The sequence below is a fragment of the Streptomyces sp. NPDC088246 genome (genome assembly GCF_044741025.1).
Classification (GTDB): Bacteria; Actinomycetota; Actinomycetes; order Streptomycetales; family Streptomycetaceae; genus Streptomyces.
Genome location: NZ_JBIURV010000027.1, coordinates 30504 through 50842 on the forward strand (window position 1 = coordinate 30504; position 20339 = coordinate 50842).

The 20339-nt window shown below is 68.7% G+C and carries 19 protein-coding genes and 5 pseudogenes; 15 read left to right on the plus strand and 9 right to left on the minus strand.

Features of this window, described 5'->3' with window-relative positions; genetic code table 11:
* Positions 1-128 precede the first annotated feature (128 nt).
* The 3 genes and pseudogenes from ACIPEK_RS31195 to ACIPEK_RS31205 all read left to right on the plus strand — a co-directional run.
* Positions 129-377, plus strand: a pseudogene (locus ACIPEK_RS31195) (DUF664 domain-containing protein); the annotation flags it as partial.
* 291 nt (positions 378-668) lie between these two features.
* Complete coding sequence (locus tag ACIPEK_RS31200) at positions 669-1079, plus strand: hypothetical protein (protein WP_402002858.1); 411 nt, start codon at positions 669-671, stop codon at positions 1077-1079.
* Positions 1080-1205: 126 nt separating this feature from the next.
* Complete coding sequence (locus ACIPEK_RS31205) at positions 1206-1763, plus strand: GNAT family N-acetyltransferase (RefSeq protein WP_402003043.1); 558 nt, start codon at positions 1206-1208, stop codon at positions 1761-1763.
* 67 nt (positions 1764-1830) lie between these two features.
* On the opposite strand, the pseudogene ACIPEK_RS31210 reads toward ACIPEK_RS31205, so the two are convergent.
* Positions 1831-2061, minus strand: a pseudogene (locus ACIPEK_RS31210) (hypothetical protein); the annotation flags it as partial.
* Positions 1949-2392 (minus strand): MFS transporter, encoded by a 444-nt coding sequence (locus ACIPEK_RS31215; RefSeq protein ID WP_402002861.1) that lies wholly within the window; start codon positions 2390-2392, stop codon positions 1949-1951. The gene ACIPEK_RS31215 and the pseudogene ACIPEK_RS31210, both read right to left, overlap by 113 nt.
* Positions 2393-2416: 24 nt before the next feature.
* Between ACIPEK_RS31215 and ACIPEK_RS31220 the strand changes: the two genes are divergently transcribed.
* The 4 genes from ACIPEK_RS31220 (at position 2417) to mug (ending at position 6159) form a co-directional block, all read left to right on the plus strand.
* The gene (locus tag ACIPEK_RS31220) at positions 2417-2869 is read left to right on the plus strand and encodes a MerR family transcriptional regulator (protein WP_402002864.1); all 453 of its coding nucleotides are present in this window, start codon (positions 2417-2419) and stop codon (positions 2867-2869) included.
* Positions 2870-3095: 226 nt separating this feature from the next.
* Positions 3096-3464: a hypothetical protein gene (locus ACIPEK_RS31225; RefSeq protein WP_402002867.1), complete on the plus strand. Its 369-nt coding sequence runs from the start codon at positions 3096-3098 to the stop codon at positions 3462-3464.
* Positions 3465-4133: 669 nt separating this feature from the next.
* The gene (gene purB / locus ACIPEK_RS31230) at positions 4134-5576 is read left to right on the plus strand and encodes an adenylosuccinate lyase (protein WP_402002870.1); all 1443 of its coding nucleotides are present in this window, start codon (positions 4134-4136) and stop codon (positions 5574-5576) included.
* 19 nt (positions 5577-5595) lie between these two features.
* Positions 5596-6159 carry a G/U mismatch-specific DNA glycosylase gene (mug, locus tag ACIPEK_RS31235; protein WP_402002873.1) on the plus strand — a complete coding sequence of 188 codons (564 nt, stop codon included), beginning with the start codon at positions 5596-5598 and terminating at the stop codon, positions 6157-6159.
* 228 nt (positions 6160-6387) lie between these two features.
* On the opposite strand, the gene ACIPEK_RS31240 is transcribed toward mug, so the two are convergent.
* From ACIPEK_RS31240 to ACIPEK_RS31250, 3 genes are all read right to left on the minus strand, one after another.
* The gene (locus ACIPEK_RS31240; protein ID WP_402002876.1) at positions 6388-6825 is read right to left on the minus strand and encodes a hypothetical protein; all 438 of its coding nucleotides are present in this window, start codon (positions 6823-6825) and stop codon (positions 6388-6390) included.
* Between the two features lie 99 nt (positions 6826-6924).
* Complete coding sequence (locus tag ACIPEK_RS31245; RefSeq protein WP_402002878.1) at positions 6925-7662, minus strand: ABC transporter permease; 738 nt, start codon at positions 7660-7662, stop codon at positions 6925-6927.
* Positions 7663-7664: 2 nt separating this feature from the next.
* Positions 7665-8603, minus strand: coding sequence for an ABC transporter ATP-binding protein (locus ACIPEK_RS31250; RefSeq protein WP_402002881.1), 939 nt, complete (start codon positions 8601-8603; stop codon positions 7665-7667).
* Between the two features lie 108 nt (positions 8604-8711).
* Between ACIPEK_RS31250 and ACIPEK_RS31255 the strand changes: the two genes are divergently transcribed.
* The 3 genes from ACIPEK_RS31255 to ACIPEK_RS31265 all read left to right on the plus strand — a co-directional run bounded on the left by ACIPEK_RS31255 (position 8712) and on the right by ACIPEK_RS31265 (position 11797).
* Positions 8712-9917, plus strand: a complete 1206-nt coding sequence (locus tag ACIPEK_RS31255) for a sensor histidine kinase (RefSeq protein ID WP_402002883.1) — start codon at positions 8712-8714, stop codon at positions 9915-9917.
* Positions 9889-10539 (plus strand): response regulator, encoded by a 651-nt coding sequence (locus ACIPEK_RS31260; protein WP_402002886.1) that lies wholly within the window; start codon positions 9889-9891, stop codon positions 10537-10539. The genes ACIPEK_RS31255 and ACIPEK_RS31260 overlap by 29 nt, the downstream gene beginning before the upstream one ends.
* 100 nt (positions 10540-10639) lie before the next feature.
* Entirely contained in the window at positions 10640-11797 is a 1158-nt protein-coding gene (locus ACIPEK_RS31265) for an ROK family protein (RefSeq protein ID WP_402002889.1), read from the plus strand.
* 49 nt (positions 11798-11846) lie between these two features.
* On the opposite strand, the gene ACIPEK_RS31270 is transcribed toward ACIPEK_RS31265, so the two are convergent.
* Entirely contained in the window at positions 11847-12614 is a 768-nt protein-coding gene (locus ACIPEK_RS31270; protein WP_402002892.1) for a GntR family transcriptional regulator, read from the minus strand.
* Between the two features lie 318 nt (positions 12615-12932).
* A pseudogene (locus ACIPEK_RS31275) lies at positions 12933-13370 on the minus strand (RNA polymerase subunit sigma-24); the annotation flags it as partial.
* Here ACIPEK_RS31275 and ACIPEK_RS31280 point away from each other — a divergent pair.
* Positions 13366-13473 (plus strand): annotated as a pseudogene (locus ACIPEK_RS31280) (alpha/beta fold hydrolase); the annotation flags it as partial. The pseudogenes ACIPEK_RS31275 and ACIPEK_RS31280 sit on opposite strands and share 5 nt — an antisense overlap.
* 105 nt (positions 13474-13578) lie before the next feature.
* On the opposite strand, the pseudogene ACIPEK_RS31285 reads toward ACIPEK_RS31280, so the two are convergent.
* Both ACIPEK_RS31285 and ACIPEK_RS31290 read right to left on the minus strand, forming a co-directional pair.
* Positions 13579-13737: pseudogene (locus ACIPEK_RS31285) on the minus strand (EamA family transporter); the annotation flags it as partial.
* A 51-nt stretch (positions 13738-13788) separates the two neighbouring features.
* Positions 13789-13917 carry a hypothetical protein gene (locus ACIPEK_RS31290; RefSeq protein ID WP_402002895.1) on the minus strand — a complete coding sequence of 43 codons (129 nt, stop codon included), beginning with the start codon at positions 13915-13917 and terminating at the stop codon, positions 13789-13791.
* A gap of 9 nt (positions 13918-13926) precedes the next feature.
* Here ACIPEK_RS31290 and ACIPEK_RS31295 point away from each other — a divergent pair, with 9 nt between their 5' ends.
* From ACIPEK_RS31295 to ACIPEK_RS31310, 4 genes are all read left to right on the plus strand, one after another.
* Entirely contained in the window at positions 13927-14454 is a 528-nt protein-coding gene (locus ACIPEK_RS31295; RefSeq protein ID WP_402002898.1) for a hypothetical protein, read from the plus strand.
* 91 nt (positions 14455-14545) lie between these two features.
* Entirely contained in the window at positions 14546-16126 is a 1581-nt protein-coding gene (locus tag ACIPEK_RS31300) for an alkaline phosphatase D family protein (protein ID WP_402002901.1), read from the plus strand.
* A gap of 73 nt (positions 16127-16199) precedes the next feature.
* Positions 16200-17573 (plus strand): SWIM zinc finger family protein, encoded by a 1374-nt coding sequence (locus tag ACIPEK_RS31305; protein WP_402002904.1) that lies wholly within the window; start codon positions 16200-16202, stop codon positions 17571-17573.
* Positions 17570-20242 carry a DUF6493 family protein gene (locus ACIPEK_RS31310; RefSeq protein WP_402002907.1) on the plus strand — a complete coding sequence of 891 codons (2673 nt, stop codon included), beginning with the start codon at positions 17570-17572 and terminating at the stop codon, positions 20240-20242. Before ACIPEK_RS31305 ends, ACIPEK_RS31310 begins: the two co-directional genes overlap by 4 nt.
* Positions 20243-20339 lie beyond the last annotated feature (97 nt).

The following is a 20339-nucleotide window of genomic DNA, read 5'->3' on the forward strand; positions in this document are numbered from 1 at the left end:
CAGGAGTCGTCGCCCATGACCAGACATCCACTGCGCAATCGGCCCCTGGCCACCGCCCTGACCGTCCTCCTGACGCCCATAGGCCACGCCCGCACAGGCCGCCGCCGACTACACCCAAGGAGTCACCCCGACCGGCGATAGCCGCACACGAATCCACCGAAAAAATGGTGGAGTTCTACGACCGAGCCTGCACCGCTGCTGACAAGACAATCAGCGAGCTCAGCCTCTCAACCCTTGGCACATCCTGGAACGGAAACACCGTCTCCATGCGCTGGGCTCTCATCCACGTGATCGAGGACACCGTGCGACACGCCGGCCACATGGACATCCTGCGAGAACTCATCGACGGGGCAACCGGTGACCACCCACCGGCCTGACGACGCATTCGGCCGACATGCGCGCTGCGGCCACTGACGTCATTTTCTCGCGAACATCCGCCGCCCCTCTGATCAACAACTGCTGTCAAAACGCGTCGGCAAACGCTGCTGCTGGAAGTGAACCAAGCCAGGCAGTGAACGTCTGCAGGATCTCAGCGGCAGGTATCGCCGGGTGAAAGCAGGCTGGTGACTTCGGCGATGGCCTCCGACGGACACCACGGGCCCCTTCTGGACCGCTGCCAACCGTCCCGATGCGCCAACAGCGTCCCTCGTGATCAGAAAGGCTGAGCAGTGACCGTCTCGCCCAAGACCGAGCAGGCCCTCCGCGACGCGATGGAACGACTCCTCACGAGCAACCCCCAGCACACCGACGGGAAGCTGACCAAGAACAATCTCTGCCGCGAGACCCAGGCCAGCAGGGCGACAATGAACCGGGCCACCGAACTCCTCGCCGAGTGCGACAACCGAGTCGGAACCAGCCTCGCCGGTCTCCAGGAACAACAGCGCGACGCTGAACTCGCCGAGCTTCGCCGCAATCACCGCAAAAGCCGCGGCGAGTGCCATCAGCTTCAAGACCAGGTCGACGCTGCCACAAGCGTCATCATGGCCCTCCTCGCCGAGAGCGCCGCACTCCGCGAACACGCGGCGAACCGCTCAGCCGCTGTTGTCCCACTTCCTCTCAGCCGGGCCACCCGTGAGTGACGGCTGCGTTCTCACGCCAGGCCAGTTCACGGGTGAGTGTTGGCGACCTCGAAGTGCCAGGTCACGGGCTGTTCCAGGATGACGAAAGATCTATCCATCGCACACTTCGACGTGATCGAATGGGCGATGGCATCTTTCTGGACTGGTCAACGGATACGACTGCGCGGAATCGAGCCCGACGACTGGACCTCGTTCATGCGCTTCGCCATGCACGAGGAGCGGTTGGGAGACCTGCTGCACCCACCCCGTTCCGCCGAGAACTTCCGCATCTGGGCGAAGGAGCAGTCCACGGCCAAATCCGAGGGCGACTGCTTCGGGTTGGCAATCGAAGCCATCGAAACGGGGGAAGTGGTCGGTGCTGTCGGCTCGCACCAGGCCGATCCCCGTGCGGGGTGGTTCGAGTACGGCGTCACGATGGGCGCTGAACATCGGCGCAAGGGATACGCGGCAGAATCCGTGGTGATGCTGTTGCGCTTCATGTTCGCCGAGCGGCGATATCACAAGTGCGAAGCGCGGATCTTCGCACACAATGAGGCGTCGCTGGCACTTCATCGTCGACTCGGTTTCGTCGAGGAAGGTCGCCTCCGAGATCATGTGTTCTTCGCCGGGCGGCACCATGATCTCGTCGTGATGGGCATGGTTGCTGACGAATTCGCGCAGCTGCACTCGATGAGCGAACTCTGAGTGCCTGACTCAGGCGACCCACTCCGAGGCCATACCTTTCTCATGAGACATGCCGAAGCCTGGAGAAGCGGGGCTGGAGCCGGCCGGCCAGGAGTTGCTGCCCGGGCGACTCCAGTCGGAACATGCCGACGGTGTCCGAGCTCTGAATGAGCTCGAAGGCGAACCGGTCGTTGAGGTCGACGTGGTCAGGGTTGTCGAGATCGATCTGGCGCCCGGTCATGCGGCGGATCTCGGTGACGGCGCATGCCATCGCGGACTGCATCCGTACCCCGAGGACGTCGAGTTTGAGCAGGCCGAGCACGCGCCGCGATCAGCCAACCGATGCTCGGCGCCAGGCCGCACAGCAGCGAGCCGAGCCCGAAGGCAGCGAGGCCGACCTGGAGGATGCGCCGACGGCCGACCCGGTCAGCGGTGGACCCGGCCAGCACCGAGAAGCTGGCCAGCACCAGGGTGTACGCGTCGACCGTCCATTGCAGGCCGGACACCGAGGCCCGCAGGTCGCGACGAATCGACGGCAGTGCGACGTTGACGATAGAGATGTCCATCACCACGACAATCACGCTGGCGCAGCAGATCGCGAGCACCACGAGCCGACGGCGAGGACTGAGTACAGGCATGGATTCGGGCATGTCCGGGACGCTAGATTTTAGAGCGTGGTCGAAGTCGACCAACAACTTCCCGAGCCCGTGCCCGAAATGGGGCTGAGCATCGCCGAGGCTGCTCGCCGTACCGGAGTGAGCACGCACACCCTGCGCTACTACGAACGTGCGGGCCTGGTCGTCACCCCCGTCGACCGCACCCACGGCGGCCGGCGCCGCTACCGCCTCGACCTGGAGTGGATCACCATCTGCATCAGGCTCCGGGCGACCGGCATGCCCATCAAGGGCATCCGCCGCTACGCCGAACTCGTCGCGGCGGGGCACGGCAACGAAGACGAGCGATTGGACTTGCTTGAGTCGCATCATGACCAGGTGCTCGCCAAAATTGCCGAACTCCAGGAGAACCTGAAACTCATCGCCCACAAGGTCGACGTCTACCAAAGCCGACTCGCCGTCGGCGACGCCGACCAGCTATGGGCGCCCAACCGCACACCGGCTGCTCGCTAGGTATCCCCTCGACCGGGCCCGAAACCACCGGTCATCGCCTGGTTCCGCGGAAGCACGCCACGGCATGCCGCCGCCATCAACAACGTGCTGTCCCGCAACACCTAGGTCTGACAAGCAGAGGTCCCGTCATAGATAACCGCAGATGCTATTCCGATTCCGTGACGCCGTTGCGACGGCTGACGTCGGCTGCATAGGCGGCCCAGTCTCCGGCGGATACCTTCTGTCATTGGACGGCGACCTGGATATGGACGCCGAGCATCCGGGCGAGGATGGCTGCGGGGAGTTCGGCGGCGAGGGTGAAGAGGGCGGTGGAGCGGTCCTGTCGGGGCTGAATCCCGATCTTGTGGAGACGCTGACGGATCCGGCCATCACCGAGGGGCGTCCGGGACAGCCGCCGGGGAAGAGCCAGGGGACGTCGTCAGGTTTGTCGATCTTGGCTTTGCCGCGGCGGGTCACGACGAGCTCACGGACCAGACTGGCCAGCGGCGCGGGAAGGACGATCGGCAAGGTGCCGAACGTGATCGCGACGGTGTCGTCGTTGATGTGGACGTCGTTGACGGTGAGGTGGCTGATGGTGGCGATCTTCTGTGCGTAGAGGATCAGCAGCAATCCGGCGACGCGGTCCGGGGTGGGCAGCGTGTCGTCGTGGAGGAGGCACCGGGCATCGGCCCAGCGCTTCTCGCTGTCGATGGTGCTGAGCGGGCCCGTCCAGCGGACGGTGCCGTAGGTCAGGTCGACGAGGTGCAGGCACCCAATACAGCCCTTCGCGCATCCGCGCCACCTGGGGCGGATCCGGGAGCGTGAGAGGACACTTCCAGGGCGTTGGGGTTCTCGCGGGCGAAGGGCTACGACCTGGTTCGTCGCGGGGAGTTCCCGTGCCGCGTGCTACGCATCGACCGCACGACACGTGTCGTCACCACATCGTTACTCCGCGCGCTCGAAAGCGGAGAACCGGGGTACAACGGTGCCCGCGCCGGACGCTGCACGCCGTCGTAGCCCGGTGCGCCACGAAGCTCCACCGGATTTCCCGGCGGGGCTTCGTCGTCTCACGCGTTCTGCCGGACCCGGCACTTCGACTCCCTTGATCAGAAGGGTTTCGTCTCGAGGCCCTGGCGGTGCTGGAATCACCGGCCCGGGGCCGTTTCGTCTCACGCGTGTCTCACACGCTGTGTGTGAGACGGTGGTCCAGGAGCCTCTGACCTGGATCTTATGGACTTTGTGGACGCTCACGAACCACTGAGGACGGCAGGTAAGCTCTGGACACGTGACTGCTGTGTCTGCGAAGCCTCGCATCCCCAATGTCCTGGCCGGCCGCTACGCCTCCACGGAGCTGGCCGTCCTCTGGTCCCCCGAGCAGAAGGTGAAGCTGGAACGCCAGCTGTGGCTGGCGGTGCTGCGCGCTCAGAAGGACCTCGGGATCGAGGTGCCGGACGCCGCCCTCACCGATTACGAACGTGTCGTCGACCAGGTCGACCTGGCCTCGATCGCCGAGCGCGAGAAGGTCACCCGTCACGACGTCAAGGCCCGCATCGAGGAGTTCAACGCCCTCGCCGGCCATGAGCAGGTCCACAAGGGCATGACCTCCCGTGACCTCACCGAGAACGTGGAACAGCTTCAGATCCGGCTCTCCCTGGAGCTGGTGCGCGACCGCACGGTGGCGGTCCTGGCCCGGCTCGGCAAGCTGGCGGGCGAGTACCGCGAGCTGGTCATGGCCGGCCGCTCGCACAATGTCGCCGCGCAAGCGACCACGCTCGGCAAGCGCTTCGCGACTGCGGCGGACGAGCTGCTGGTGGCCTACGGGCGGCTTGAGGACCTGCTGGGCCGCTACCCGCTACGGGGCATCAAGGGCCCCGTGGGCACGGCCCAGGACATGCTCGACCTGCTGGGCGGCGACGCCGGAAAGCTCGCCGGGCTGGAGCAGCGCATCGCCGGGCACCTCGGTTTCGCTCAGGCCTTCACATCGGTCGGTCAGGTCTACCCGCGCTCGCTCGACTACGACGTGGTGACGGCACTGGTGCAGCTGGCCGCGGCGCCCTCGTCCGTCGCGAAGACGATCCGTCTGATGGCCGGGCACGAGCTGGTGACCGAGGGCTTCAAGCCGGGGCAGGTCGGCTCCTCCGCGATGCCGCACAAAATGAACACCCGCTCCTGCGAGCGCGTCAACGGCCTGATGGTCATCCTGCGCGGCTACGCGTCGATGACCGGCGAGCTGGCCGGCGACCAGTGGAACGAGGGCGATGTGTCCTGCTCCGTGGTCCGCCGCGTGGCGCTCCCCGACGCGTTCTTCGCGTTCGACGGTCTCCTGGAGACCTTCCTGACAGTGCTCGACGAGTTCGGGGCGTTCCCGGCCGTCGTCGCCCGCGAGCTGGACCGCTACCTCCCATTCCTCGCCACGACCAAGGTCCTGATGGGTGCGGTGCGCGCCGGTGTCGGGCGTGAGGTCGCCCACGAGGCGATCAAGGAGAACGCGGTCGCCTCGGCCCTGGCCATGCGCGAGCAGGGCGCCGAGCGCAACGAGCTGCTCGACAAGCTGGCCGCCGACGAGCGCATCCCGCTGGACCGCGCACAGCTGGACGCACTGATGGCCGACAAGCTCTCCTTCACGGGAGCGGCGGGCGATCAGGTCACCGCGCTGATCTCCCGCATCGAGGAGATCACCAAGCAGCACCCCGAGGCCGCCGCATACACACCGGGCTCCATCCTCTGACGGCCGCCGCCACAGCCGGATGACACCCGAAGAGCTCCAGGCCGCCTGCGACAGCACCGTTCCCGATGTGGTCGCGGGCGGCCTGCGTGTGCTGTTCTGCGGGATTAACCCGAGCCTGATGACAGGGGCAACGGGCCACCACTTCGCCCACCCCGGCAACCGCTTCTGGCCGGTACTCCACCGGTCCGGCTTCACCCCTCGGCAGCTGAAGCCTGCAGAGCAGACCGAACTGCTGCGATATGGCCTGGGCATCACCAATGTGGTCGCCCGGGCCACCGCACGGGCGGACGAGCTGTCCACCGCGGAGTTCCGCGAGGGCGGACAGATCCTGGCAGCCAAGGTCGAGCAGCTGCGACCGCGGTGGCTGGCAGTCGTGGGGATCACTGCGTACCGCACCGCCTTCGGCAAACGAACCGCCCGGATCGGTCCGCAGGACCACACGGTCGGCGGCGCCCGCGTCTGGGCCCTGCCCAACCCCAGCGGCCTGAACGCCCACTGGACCGCTCAGACGATGGCGGAGGAGTACGGACGCCTCCGCACCTCTGTCGAGTGCGACGGCGTCATCACCAGCGAAGGAGCCTGACGCTCCGGCGCCTGCACGGCGCTTGACGCCGATGGCCGTCCGGTTGTGGTTGTGCCCGTAACAGAGGTCTGGTGCCTGGCCCATCACGGTGAGCGGCGGCGGGGCCGTCGCAGAGGGTTGCCCGTCGCGGAGGGTTGGTGACAGGACCCGTCCGCGGGAGGCGGATACCCGGGCCGACTCAGCGGACGGCTGCCGCGTTCCGCCTCAGAGGGCAGCAGCCTGCTCTTGTCACGGCGGATCTATCTCCGTCACCACAACGCTCAGCTCGCAACCGGGACCTTCCTCCTCCAGGTAGAGCCCCATGGCAACCCATCGGTCCTCGATCCACCAGAGCTGGAGGTACTCGCAGCCCCCAACCGTCTCGGCCCACGCCTCCGGAATCTCCTCACCGGCCATCATCCGCTCCTGTGCAGTCCACAGACTGATCGTCTGCGGCTCGCCCCAGCGGCCGGCGAGCAGCGTCAGCAGCGCGTCATGCTCTGCGAGGCACTGGGCCCGGTGCTCCAGTCGCCCTACCTCGTCGTCGTCCCAGTGATCGATGTCCGCGTGCAAGGACGCTGTGTGATAGCCGGGCCCGCTGACTCCCGAGCCTGACCGGATGCGCTCCGCGGGGAAGTCCCGGGTGCGCATCCCGTCGATGAGGCGGAGGTGATGTGCGGTGGTCATGCCGCTAGTAAACCGCCCAGCACTGACAAGCCGCTCCGCGTCATGAGCTTTGAGGGGCTTTCAGCCGTCTTGCTCCATCTTTGAGAACGTAGCAGCGGGCTATGCGTCCCTTCGCCGGATCGCGCACCAGCCTGCCAGCAGTGCGGCCGCTGCCCACGTCGCTGCCACAGCGAGTCCGCTCCACGGTCCGAAACTGCCTCCGGGGTTCTGGTGGAGCACCAACTGTCCTGCCCGGTCGGGCAGATACTGTGCCGCACCACCTGCGACATCTCCGACCACGAAGGAGACGATGAGGATGAACGGGATGAGCAGGCTGAGCACGGCCACGGCGCTACGGAGCAGTACCGTCAATCCGGCTGCGAACAGAGCCATCAGGGCCAGATATATCCCTCCGCCGAAGGCCGCCCGCAGGGCACCCGGCTCCCCCAGGCCGATCGCGTACTTCCCCATGAACATCTGTCCCACCAGGAAGGCGCTGAAGCTGGCGACAAGGCCGACGACGAGAGCCGGTGCACCGACGAGAGTCATCTTGGCCGCGTAGAAGAGATTGCGGCTCGGCACGGCGGCGAGCGATATCCGCAGGGCGCCGTTGAGGTACTCGGAAGAGATCGCGGTTGCCCCGAAGCTGATGGCCGCGATCTGGCCGAAGTTCAATGCGTAGAAGGCGTTGAAGAGCGGCTCGGCGTCCGCGTTGTCCGCCTCGGCCTGGCCGACGGTGGCGAATGCGAGCACTGTGACGGCAAGCGTCACGAGCAGGACCGCTATCAAGGATCCGATGACGGACCGCACCGATCTGATCTTGATCCACTCGGAGCGCAGAACTGCGGCGGTCGACATGGTCAGGCCTCCTGACGGTTGGTGGACGAGGTCGCCGCAGACGCGAATTCCATGGCGTCGGAGGTGAGGTCGAGGTAGGCCTGTTCCAACGTGGCCTGCTCGTCGATGAGTTCAAGAACGGGAATGCCTTCGGCGGCGGCTATCGCGCCGATCTCCCCGGCCTTCGCGCCCTCGACGGTCCAACGACCGTCGTCACCCTGCGCAGGCTCATATCCCTTACGGATCAGGACATCACGCAGCCGAGTGGATTCGGTCGTGCGCACCCGCACCCGGGGCCGGCTGCGGGAGTCAAGGAAATCCTGCATCGGCAGGTCGGCGAGGAGCCGGCCCCTGCCGAGGACCACCAGGTGGTCGGCGAACGATGATGTCTCGTTCATCAGATGGCTGGAGACCAGGACCGTGCGGCCCTCTCGGGCGAGCCGCTTCATCAACTCGCGGATCCAGATGATGCCTTCCGGATCCAGCCCGTTCGACGGTTCGTCCAGCATCACGACCTCCGGTTCACCGAGCAGGGCGGCCGCTATGCCCAGCCGCTGCCGCATGCCGAGTGAGAACCTCTGGACGCGCGTTCCACCGACCGCGCCGAGGCCTGCCTCCTCAAGGACTTCGTCCACTCTGCGCGCACCCATGCCGTTGCTGACTGCGAGGGCCAGCAAGTGGTTCCGTGCGGTACGCGAGCCATGGGCGGCCTGGGCATCGAGCAGGGTGCCCACCCGGCGCAGCGGATCGTCGAGCGTGGCGTAGGGCTGCCCGCCGATCGAGGCCGTGCCGCCGGTGGGCCGGTCCAGGCCGAGAACGAGTCGCATGGTGGTGGACTTCCCGGCACCGTTGGGGCCGAGAAAGCCGGTGACGCGGCCGGGTCGCACGCTGAACGTGAGGCTGTCCACGGCGCGGGTCGTGCCGTATTCCTTTGTGAGCTCATGGACATCGATGCTGGTCATGTCCTCAGCGTCGCGGTCACACCCGGAGCCCGGCCTCCCCCGGGGGTGGGGATCGTCTCCCCCGCTCGGGGGAGACGCCGGGCCCGTGCGGGCTGACACGATGGCAGCATGTTCCGCCTTCTCCGCCCGCTCGCCGCACCTGTCATCTACACCCGGTGGCTGCATCTCCTCATCCCGGGTGCGGTCTACAGCGTGTGGGAGTTCATCTCCCCGGACACTCCGTGGGTGCCCATGGTCTTCGCTGTGCCAGTGGGGTTGTTGCCCGCCATGCGGCTGGCCGAGGGTGTTCAGGCACAGCTCCTGCTCACGCCTGCCGAACGGGACAGCCCCCATGCGGCGATCTCCACAAGCACTGCGGCCACTTGGGCGGATCGCCGGCGAACCGTGTTGTGGCTGGAGATACGACTGCTGCTCTGCGTCGCCGTGGGGTTCGCAACAGTGTGGCTGCCGGCGACCACGGTTGATCTCGTCCTCGCCGCGGCGGGCGACGGCCCGAGCGGCGAATGGCTGGTCCGTGGACTGGAGCCGCGCTGGTGGTACGCCCTGCTGGCACCTCTGCCCATCCTCGTACTGCTTGCCGTGGTTGCGGCGAGCGGAGAGCTGATCACTGCGACCGCCCGTCGGCTCCTCAGTCCCTCACCGGTGCAGCGGTTGACCGCTCTGGAGGAGCGCACCGAGCAGTTGCTGGAGCGCAATCGCATCGCACGGGAGCTGCATGACTCGATCGGGCACGCGTTGACGGTCGCGGTCGTACAGGCGGGTGCGGCCCGGGCGGCTGACGACCCGGAGTTCACCGAGCGGGCATTGGCCGCGATCGAGGAGACCGGCAGGGACGCACTCGACGATCTGGAGCGGGTTCTGCGGGTGCTGCGCGAATCGGGAACACCGGTGGGGCAGCGGCCGACGCTCGCGGAAGCGGACCGGCTCCTGGACTCCGCGCGTGGTTCGGGGGCGAAGATCGATGCGGACGTTTCCGGTCCGCTGGAGCAGGTTCCGGGGGCGGTCTCTCGTGAGGGGTACCGCATCCTTCAGGAGTCTCTCACGAATGTGCTCCGTCACTCCGGGGCGGTTCCCGTCCGGGTGCGGATCAGCGTCGCGAACGGCCGGCTGGAGATGGAGGTGACCAATCCGCTCACTGATTCGATGGGTACGCCGGGCGGTGGGAGCGGGCTGCGGGGCATCCGCGAGCGGGCCGCGCTGTTGGGCGGAAAGGCCAAGACAGGTCCGTACGACGGCGAATGGAGGGTGCACGCAAGTCTTCCGTTGAACGGCCTAGGCTGGCCTGATGCCGGTTACCGTTCTTCTGGTCGATGACGAACCCCTCGTCCGCGCGGGGCTGCGCGCGGTTCTTGAGGCTCAGCCCGATATCGAGGTGGTGGGCGAGGCGGGTGACGGCGCCGCAGTGATCCCGTTGCTGCATCAGCTGCGCCCCGATGTGGTGGCCATGGACGTCAGGATGCCGCTGATGGATGGCATCGAGGCGACGCGGGTGGTGCTGCGGACCGTGCCGGAACCACCGAAGATCCTGGTAGTCACCACATTCGAGAACGACGAGTACGTGTACGAGGCGCTGCGCGCCGGAGCGGACGGTTTTCTCCTCAAGCGTGCCCGGCCCGCCGAGATCGTGCATGCGGTGCGCCTGGTCGCAGAGGGCGAGTCGTTGCTGTTCCCGGCGGCAGTCCGGCAACTGGCCGCCGAGTACGGCACGAGCAAGGCGCGGGAGGCCATGGACCGGGCGTCGCTGACCGAGCGTGAGGCCGCGGTCCTCCGGCTGATGGCCCGTGGCCTGTCGAACGCGGAGATCGCCGCCAAGCTCGTGGTCGGTGTCGAGACGGTGAAGACCCATGTCAGCTCCGTACTGGCCAAGTTGGGTGCGAGGGACCGTACCCAAGCGGTGATCGCGGCGTACGAGTCCGGGTTCGTCGCTCCGAGCTGAGGGCCGCCGGCCCTGGATACCCGTTCCGGCCCGCAGTCGCCCTGCACCCGGGCAGCGAGTAGCATCCGCCTGACATGCGCACGAGCTGGGAGGACACACCGTGAGCCGGCTGACCGGTGGGGATCCGTCACTGCTGCGACGGATCAATTCCGCGGTGGTGCTGCATGCCCTCCGGGGCGCCGGCTCCCCCACCCTCACGGACCTGACCCGGATCACAGGTCTGTCCCGGCCGACGGTCGAGGGCGTCATGGAGGGGCTCTTCGAGGCCGGACTGGTCGTGGAGTCGTTGCCCGACGGGGGTGAGACCCGACGTCAGGGGCGACCGGCCCGCCGGTTCCGGTTCCGCGCCGAGGCCGGGCATCTGCTCGGCATCGAGATCGGCCCGCATCGGATCTCCGCACTGCTGTCGGGGCTGGACGGCCGGATCATCGGGGCGGGCTCACGCGAGGTGTCGGAAACTGCCTGCGCCGACGACCGGCTCGACAAGGTCAGGGCAGTGGTCGCCGATGTCCTGCGACGGACGGGCGTGGCCCGGAGCAGTCTGCGTGCGGTCGGGGTCGGCAGCCCGGGCATCGTGGAGGCCGACGGGACCGTACGGCTGGGCACCGCACTGCCGGACTGGACTGGCCTGGCGCTGGGTGAGCGGCTCAGGCGCTCCTTCCGCTGCCCCGTCCTCGTGGAGAACGATGCCAATGCCGCGGCGGTCGCGGAGCACTGGAAGGGGGCAGCCACCGAGTCCGACGACATCGTGTTCGTCCTGGCAGGGCTGAGCCCTGGCGCCGGCTCGCTGATCGGCGGGCGGCTGCACCGCGGTTTCGGAGGTGCGGCGGGGGAGATCGGCGCACTGCATCTCCTCGGCCGCGAGGCGACACCGGAGAAGCTCCTGTCGACGACGGACACACCATTGGACCCGTTGGACGAGCCTGCGGTCGCCGCCGTGTTCGCGAAGGCACGGCATGGCGATGTCCGGGCGCAGGCGGCGGTCGAGCGGTTCATTCAGCGCCTGGTGCATGACGTCGCGGCGCTGGCGCTGGCGCTGGACCCCGAGCTTGTGGTGATCGGCGGCTGGGCCGCGGGGCTGGACGGTGTGCTGGATCCGCTCCGCCGTGAGCTGTCCCGATACTGCCTCCGGCCGCCGCGGGTCACGCTGTCGCTGCTCGGTGAGGCGGCGGTGGCCACGGGCGCTCTGCGGCTGGCTCTCGACCATGTCGAGGAGCAGCTGTTCGCGGTGGAGGGAACGGTGACGGCCCGCCGCTGAGTGCGACGGGCCGTACACAGACATGGCGGACCGGCGGAGCCGGTCGTGCTCAGGAGGCCTGGCGCTCCTGACCGTGATGGCTGATCTCCAGGTCGCCCGAGTCACCGAAGGTGAGCCGGCAGGTGTCGGCCCGGTAGGTGGCGACGGAGAGTGCCGCGGTGCCGCCCGCTACGAGATAACGGGTGGTGACGACGAGAACAGGGGCGCCGGGAAGCCGGTCGAGCTCCTTGGCGTCGTCCACGCGCGCCGAACCGAGCTCCACCGAACGGTCCTGGCCGTCGAGGCCGAGACGGTGCAGTTCGCGCAGGACACTGCGGGCCCGGGCGGGACCGGACGGGGCGTCGATCGCGGAGAGTTCGGGCACGGACGACGACGGGACGTACAGCAGTTCCGCCGCGACCGCCTGACCGTGGGTGACCCGGATCCGGCGGACGATGTGCACCGGCTCGTCACCGTCCACGTCGAGCATGGCCACCACAGATGCCGGTGCGACCGCCGTCGTGCAGTCCACGGGCTGCCATGCCTCGCCGACACCGCCGTCGGACCAGTCCCGCTGTGCCGTGGAGACGGCGACCCCGACGCGCGGCGGGGCGACGGTGGTCCCGACGCCGCGGCGGCGCTGCAGCCTGCCTTCGAGTTCAAGCTGTTCCAGAGCCTGCCGGAGCGTGGCTCGGGCTACTCCGAACCGGGCGGCGAGCTCGCGCTCGTTGGGCAGGATCTCGCCCACCGCAAAGTCCGAGTCGAGTGCCTCACTGAGGACGGTCTTGAGGTGCCAGTACTTCGGCTCCTGCACCGTTTCCAGCTGCGTGGTCCCCACCCTGTCCTCCGCAATCGCCCAGCGGCTTTTCCGCGACGTTATTTATTAAAGGTTCCTGTCTTAACGTTGAGACCATAGGACGGGACACACCCTTGGTCAAGACCAATCCTCCTTCGGTCACGCAGCGAAACGGCCCTCTGCCACAGAGCGTTCACAGGACGTTCGTGGTGCCGTGAGCCGCCCGCAGCACAAGGCCCCGCGGCCGGGCAGACCGTGGGGCTTCGGGCAGGGACAGCAGAGGGATCCCCGGGCGAACCGGAGGCCCTTGCGGCGGTTGGGAGCGCGACCAGCGGCCGGGAGGTCCGGCCAGACTCCGCCGAGGTTGGCAAGCTTGTCGGGATTGCGCACGATATATACGCACTGAATGAGCCCGTCCCTGACGTCCACCTGGAAGACGGAGTCGGGCTTTCCGCCCGAGAGCACCAGCAGGCCCGGCGCACCATTGAGCCCCAGGAACCGCATGTCGAGGTCCTGGGTCCGGCCGTGAGCCACGGCGATGAGGAAGCGGCCGACCTTGTCGGCGCTCTCGATGACCCGCAGCGGCTCCTTGGACTTTCCGCCGCTGTCGCCGGCAAGGCGCACATCGGGCGCGAGCAGGGCCAGAAGCCCCTCGATGTCACCGCCCGCCGCCGCGGCGAGGAACCGCTCCGTGAGGTCACGGCGCTGGGCCGGGTCGACGTCGTAGCGCGGTTTGCGCTCCTCGGCATGGTGCCGCGCACGCGCCGTGAGCTGCCGTACCGCGGCCTCGGTCCGGTCCGTTCCCGGTGCCCGGCTGGTGCGGCTGCCCGGTTGTGGACATGTTCCGATGAACACTGATCCGGCGCTCGTGGCGCGCGTCATTCTCGATACCATCCGCTGAGTCGACATCCCGCGCCGCTCCGCTCCGAGGCAGGATGCCCGAGCCGAGCACCACACCCAGCCCGATCAGAAGGCTGCCGCAGGCCTGCGGGATCCCGTACGAACCGGTGCCGGCGAGCGCGGCGGAGACCGGGATCAGGCCGGAGAAGAGTGTGGCGCGTTCGGCGCCGATGCGCTGCATGCCCATGTACCAGCAGACGAAGCCGGCGGCGGTGACCACGGCTGCCTGCCAGAGCAGCTCCCTGGTTTCGCCGGGTGTGGGCATCGGCAGAACGGCCCCGCCGACGAGCAGCACGGACTCCGCGGCGGCGATGCCTCAGACCGTGGCGGACAGCACTTTCGGTCCCAGCGGGAGCAGCACCGGTACGGCGAGGACGGCGAAGCCGACCTCGCCCTCCAGCGCGCCGACCGAGCAGAGGATTCCCACCGGATCCGTACGGCCCACCCCTGAACGGTGAAGGCCCCGGCGGCGACGAGCGCGGCCTCCTACAGGACCGCGCGCATCGGGCGACGGCCGTCCAAGCAGCGATACGAGGATCGGGGCGCAGCCGACGAGCACCCCTGGAACGGCAGGTTCCGCGGATCGTTCCGCTCCGAGTACAGCCAGGTTGAAGCCGACCACGCCGACGACTGCCGGCGCACCTACCGTGAGCGGCGCGACACCCTGACCGCGGCGCCGGCCGAGCACTTCCCCGGCACCGAAGTGAGCGGGAACGCCGCCGGTCTGCACATCATTGCCCAACTGCCTGAACGGTACGGCCCCGAGCCGGTGTTCATGGCGCGCGCGACCGGTGCCGGAGTGGCCCTGCGGCCACTGGGCGACTTCGGCACCGTGTCCTCCACGGACCGAACCGTGAGCCTGGTTCTCGGCTACGCACATCTGGCTCCCCAGGACATCGCGCAGGGTGTGCGGTTGCCGACGGCGGCTCAGCGGGACGCGAGACCGGACATCGGTGAGGGCCGGGGCCGGGTGTTCATCTGAGGTTGGTGTGCGCGCCGCCGACGGGCACAAGGGTGGGGTCGGTCGACCAGCCACCCGTTCGTCCGCTGTCCACTGCCCCGGAGGCGCCTCGATGTCGTACCGTCCGCGTATTCCGTCCCTCGACCGCCGCGGTGTGCTGCGCGGTTCACTCGTCGCGTCGGCGGCGCTCACGCTCCCCGTGGTGGGCGCTGCGGCCCCCGCCTTCGCACTGTCCGGCAGGCCGCGCGCGGCATGGGGCGTGCAGGTCGGCGATGTCACCGCGTCGTCCGCGCTGGTCTGGGTCCGGTCGGACCGTCCGGCCAGGATGGTCGTGGAGACATCGGCGACGGAGTCCTTCCGGCGGGCCCGCACATGGCACGGTCCGCTGATCGGTTCCGCCACGGACTTCACCGGAACGGCACCGCTGTACGGGCTGCCGCCGGGTGAGCAGGTGCACTACCGGGTGACGCTCGCCGACCCTGAAGACCCCCGCCGCACCGGCGAACCGGTGTACGGAACCTTCCGGACCGCGCCCGCCCGGCGCCGGGACGGGGTGCGCTTCCTGTGGTCCGGCGACATCGCGGGCCAGGGCTGGGGCATCAACCCGGACATCGGCGGCTACGTGGTGTACGAAGAAATGCGCCGCCTCGACCCGGACTTCTTTCTCTGCAGCGGTGACAACATCTACGCGGACGGGGTGATCGAGCCGAGCGTGACCCTGCCTGACGGGCGTGTCTGGCGCAATGTCACCACGGAGGAGAAGGCGAAGGTCGCCGAGACTCTTGCCGAGTACCGCGGGAACTTCCGCTACAACCTGCTCGATCGCAATCTCCGCGCGTTCAACGCGCAGGTGCCTTCGATTGTTCAGTGGGACGACCACGAGGTACGCAACAACTGGTATCCCGGGCAGATCCTCGACGACTCCCGCTACACCGAGAAGAACGTCAATGTGCTGGCGGATCGTTCGATGCGGGCGTTTTGCGAGTACTTCCCGGTGTCCACTCTGCATGCCTCGTCGGGCGAGGGCCGGATGCACCGCGTGGTGCGGCACGGTCCACTGCTCGATGTGTTCGTCCTCGACATGCGGTCCTTCCGCAACGCCAACTCCCCCGGCCGGCAGCCCGACGACACCACCGGCATCCTCGGCGCCGAGCAGCTCAGCTGGCTCAAGCACGAGCTGTCGCGGTCCCGCGCGGTGTGGAAGGTGATTGCCGCGGACATGCCGCTGGGACTGGTGGTCACCGATGGTGCGACGGACTTCGAAGCGGTCGCACAGGGCGATCCCGGAGCCCCGCTCGGCCGTGAACTCCAGATCGCGGAACTGCTCCGGTACATCAAGCACCGGCGGATCACCGGCACGGTCTGGCTGACGGCCGATGTGCACTACACATCGGCGCAGCACTACGAGCCCGAGCGCGCAGCGTTCAAGGACTTCGCACCGTTCTGGGAGTTCGTGTCCGGACCGCTGGCCTCCGGTCAGTTCCCTGCCAATGCACTCGACGCAACGTTCGGTCCCGACCAGGTCTTCGTACGGGCGCCCGACCGCGCGAACGTGTCGCCGATGGAGTCTCCGCAGTTCTTCGGCGAGGTCGACATCGACGGCGGCAGCGGCGAGTTGACCGTGCGGCTGCGGGCGCAGGGCGGTTCCGTGCTGTTCAGCAAGGTGTTGCAGCCGGGGCGCGTCGGACAGTGAACCGGCACGCTGACAGTCGGCCCCGGGAAGTAATCGGAGGCCGGCTGTCAGTGGTGGGTTCTACGGTTCTTGCATGACCCGATCCGTTCAGGCATTGGCCTACTCACGCCCGTCCGCTCTGGAGTCCTCGCGGGCCGGACAGCTCCTCGGCCTGGAGACCGCCGGGGGTCGCACGCCGCGGGGCACCGAGCCCCACCCCCGGTTCTTCTCCGGTTTCCTCACATCGCCGAGGATCGCTGCCCGCGGCCTGCTGGCCGTGGCGGACGTGGCATCCGCGCGCTACTACCAGCGCGCCCTGCCCTCGTCGCTCGACCCGGTGGTGACGGGGAACGGCGACCGGTTGCGCTTCGAATCGTTCTCCGGCTGTTGCGGGGTGTATGCGCGCCTCGATGTCCTGCGGGACGGTCTGGACGGCGCGCAGACGGGTCACGGTACGACGAATGTGGATGTGAACAATCCGCTGCGGGAGGCACTTTCGCGGATAGCGGGCGACGATCCTCTGCACATGCGGGTGGGCCCGGACGAGTTGGCCGTCACCACCATGGACGGTCCGGTCGTGGAGAAGAAGGTGCCCCTGCCCGACCGGTGGTTGCGCGGCTTCGCCGAGGCGCAGGTGGCGTCCGCCGGTTTCGATCTGCGGGCCGAGCTGTCGGCCGCGGAGGCTGTGCGGTTCCTGCGTTCGCTGCCTCGTTCATCGGGGAATGCCTCTCGGGGCGCGCAGTGGGTGGTTCCCGCCGGGAAGACGTTGCGGCCGACGACACGGCCGGTGGCGGGGGCGGTGTGTCTGCCGGGCCCCGAGCGGCTGGGGGCACTGCAGCGGGTGTTGCGTCATGCGACATCGCTGCGGGTGTACGGACCGGTGGCCGACGGGGCGGTGGCCGCGAGCGCCTGGGAGGTGGTGCTGCCGGGCATGCGGCTCACCCTGACGTTGTCGCCCGACGCCTCGCGCGGGTTCTCCGGCGAGGGCGGGGTGCTCGATGCGCTGGCCACCGACGATGCCGCGGCCGACGCCGAGCTGGTCTCCGTGCTCCTGGCCTGGGAGCCACGGATCGAACCCGCCGACCTCGCGGAGCAGTCGGGTCTGACGGTGGAGCGGGTGCGGGCCGCGCTCACCCGGCTGGGGACAGCGGGCCGGGTCGGCTACGACCTCGCCGACGCGGCCTACTTCCACCGCGAGCTGCCGTACGACGCCGACCGGGCCGAGCGGCACAATCCGCGGCTGATGGCGGCCCGGCAGCTGGCCGGCTCGGGCGCCGTCGTACTCGACGGGGACGTGGCGGCCGTGGCCTCGGGCGAGCGCCGCTACCAGGTGAGGGAGAAGGGCGGGATGCTGAGCTGTACGTGCCAGTGGTGGGCGGACTACCGCGGACGGCGGGGCCCGTGCAAGCACGCGCTGGCCGTCCGGATGGTCCGTCGCGGTGCACCGGTCGCCGGAGGCGTGCGATGAAGGAACTGCTCACCGCGGTACGGGAAGGTCGCAAGCAAGACGTGCCACCGCTGCTGGCCCGGCTGGACAGCGCCGAACGCAGGTCGGCGCTGGCGGAGTTGAAGGCGCTCCGCAAGGAGGCGCGGAGCTGGAACTGGCGCGAACAGGACAAGATCCGGAAGGCCCTGCTGGTGGCCGGGGCAGGCTGTCACACCGGCGCCGCGGCCTGCGCCACCTGGATCGGCGGCCGGGATCTGCTGGGCTGGGCACGGTCCCCGTACCCGCTGGTTCTCGAAGTCCTGGCGGACCGTGACCCCGCCTGGCTCGGCGACGTCGCGCATCGGCTGGCGGGGCGGGCCGCGACAGCGGAGACCGCGTACGAGCTCATCGCCGGGCTGGTGAAGATCGCTCAATGCCCGGTGCCCACCGCTGATGGCTTCGTGCAGGGCTGGGCCGAGACTGTATCGACCGCACCGTGGCGGCGGCAGAGGACGCAACCACTGCGCGACATCCTCCGTGCCGATCCGCATCTGACCGTTATGGTGCCGCGGCTCTTCGAGGTGGCGGAACTGCCGCCACAGGTGACCTGGATCGACGAACCCGACAACCCGTGCCACTGGCCCGAGGCGCTGGCCGTCCTCGCGGACGAGGGCGTGCTGGAGCGCTCGGTGCTCGTCGACAGTTGTGTGACCCGGCTGCTGCGTGGCGGAAAACCCGGCGATCTCCGGTTCTTCCTGGCCGTGTTGCGCCGGCTCGCGCCGACCGAGCGGGAGGAGGCCGGGCGGGTCGCCGACTGGATCGGAATGGCTGCGGACGGGATCTCCACCGTGGCCGGCCGTGCCCAGGAGGTGCTCGGCCGTCTGGACGAGCGCGGAGAACTGCCCGTGCGGGCCTTGGCGGATGTGTCGGGTTCGGTGCTGTTCCGCACGGAGAAGAAGCTGGTCCGGGCCCAGCTCGTACTGATCGGCAAGGCACTGCGCCGCGATCCGTCGACGGCCGACGAACTGCTGCCCGTCGTCGCGGAGGCCTTCGGGCATGAGGACATCGCCATCCAGGAGCGGGCGCTCAAACTCGTGGCACAGTACCTGCCCGGCGTCGGTGACCCGGTGAGGGAAGACCTTGCCCTGTCCGCCCCGCTGTTGGGGCCGGCACACCGCACAGCTGCGGCCGAGGTGTTCGGCGACCTGCTGGACGACCGGTCGGCGGCGGAGCCGTACGAGGAGTTGCTGCCACCCGCTCCGGCCCTGCAACGTCTCGAACCGGCACCGGCGACGCTGCCCGAGCTCGTCGAGGAGGTGGTGGTCCTGGCGAGATCCGCATCGCGGGATGTCACCGCCTTCGAGCGGGCGCTGGACGGGCTGGTCCGCCATGCCCACACCGATCGGTCGGCGCTGGCCGACGCGCTGCGTGATGCGCTGGCGGGTCAGTGGTGGCTCGACGACGAACCGTTGCCGGAGGTCGAGCGGCGGCTCCGCTCGGAGGCGGGTATCGAGCTCGTCGTGGGCGTACTGCTCGGACGGGTGTCGGTGCAGGCCGTGCATGACGGACGCGCCGCCTGGACCGGCACCGGGACCTGCGTCCATGCCGCGCTCGAGGGGGTGATGAAGGCCCGGCTGTGGGAGGCCGCCGATGCCGTGCTGAGCGGCAGCGCACCGTTCCTGCTGGCCTTTCCGACGTGGCACACCGGCTCACTCGACCCTGCTGTGCTGGTCGAGCGGCTGCGTACGTATCAGCAGCTCGGAATCCGGCCCGGCGGCGCGGATTTCGCCCAGGCCCTGCTGCGCGTGCGGCGCAACGGTCAGCACGAGGCCGCGGCGGCGGCCACCCTGCTCGGCACCCCGGAGGGTGACCGGCTGGCCGCCTGGCTGCAGGCCGACGAGCCACTCGCGCCTGTGTTCCGGTTCGATCTGGAGAAGCAGAAGTCCTTGGCCCATGGTTGGGAGATGCGGCAGCCGACCGACTGGACCCTGCGTGTCCTGATGGCCAGCGATGAACGCCCGGTCATCCAGCGGGAGTTCCCTCGTTCCTTTCACTGGCTGGGCCATCCGCATACGCCGCGCCATCGCATCTGCTACCACTGGGGCGACCACCCTGGGTCCTGGCTCGCCACGCTGCCCGAGGACGGCGAGACACTGGCCGCATGGCTGTTGCCGTCCATCGCAACTTGTGCGACTGACGAACTGAGGGGCGCGGCCCAGCCGCTCACCGCACTCGTCGAACTCGACGGGCCCGCCTCCGAGGCCATACATCTGGCCGTGGCGTACGGGCTGGGAGCCCGGCATCCGGAGGACCGGCTGTCGGCGGTGGACGCCCTGCTGATACTCGCGGCCCAGCACCGGCTGGACGCGGCGCTGCTCGGCAAGAAGCTTGCGATCCTCCTCGACCACAGCTTGGTGAAGCCCAGCCGTCTCGCGGATTCCGCCCGTGCCGCGGCCGCCACCGGGGCATACCGGACAGTGCTCTCCGTGCTGACCGTCGCTCTGCCGGGGCTGCTGGCGCACAAGAAGGGACCTCGCGGGCTGAGCGACCTGCTCTCCGTGGCAGCCGGATGCGTGGAGCACTGTGGTGCGACATGTACCGAGCCGATACCCGGGCTCGCCGAAACTGCCGCACGCGGCGGATCCTCGCAGCTGGTACGCCAAGCAGCGCGCCTGAAGGCGTCCTGGGAACAAGGTCCGGTACTGACATGACCGCCCAGGACATCCTGGCGTAACCCGCAGGGACCCGTCCGGGCCGATGGGCGCTGCCCGGGCCGGGCAGGTCCCGTCCGGCGCGACGGCTCCCGTC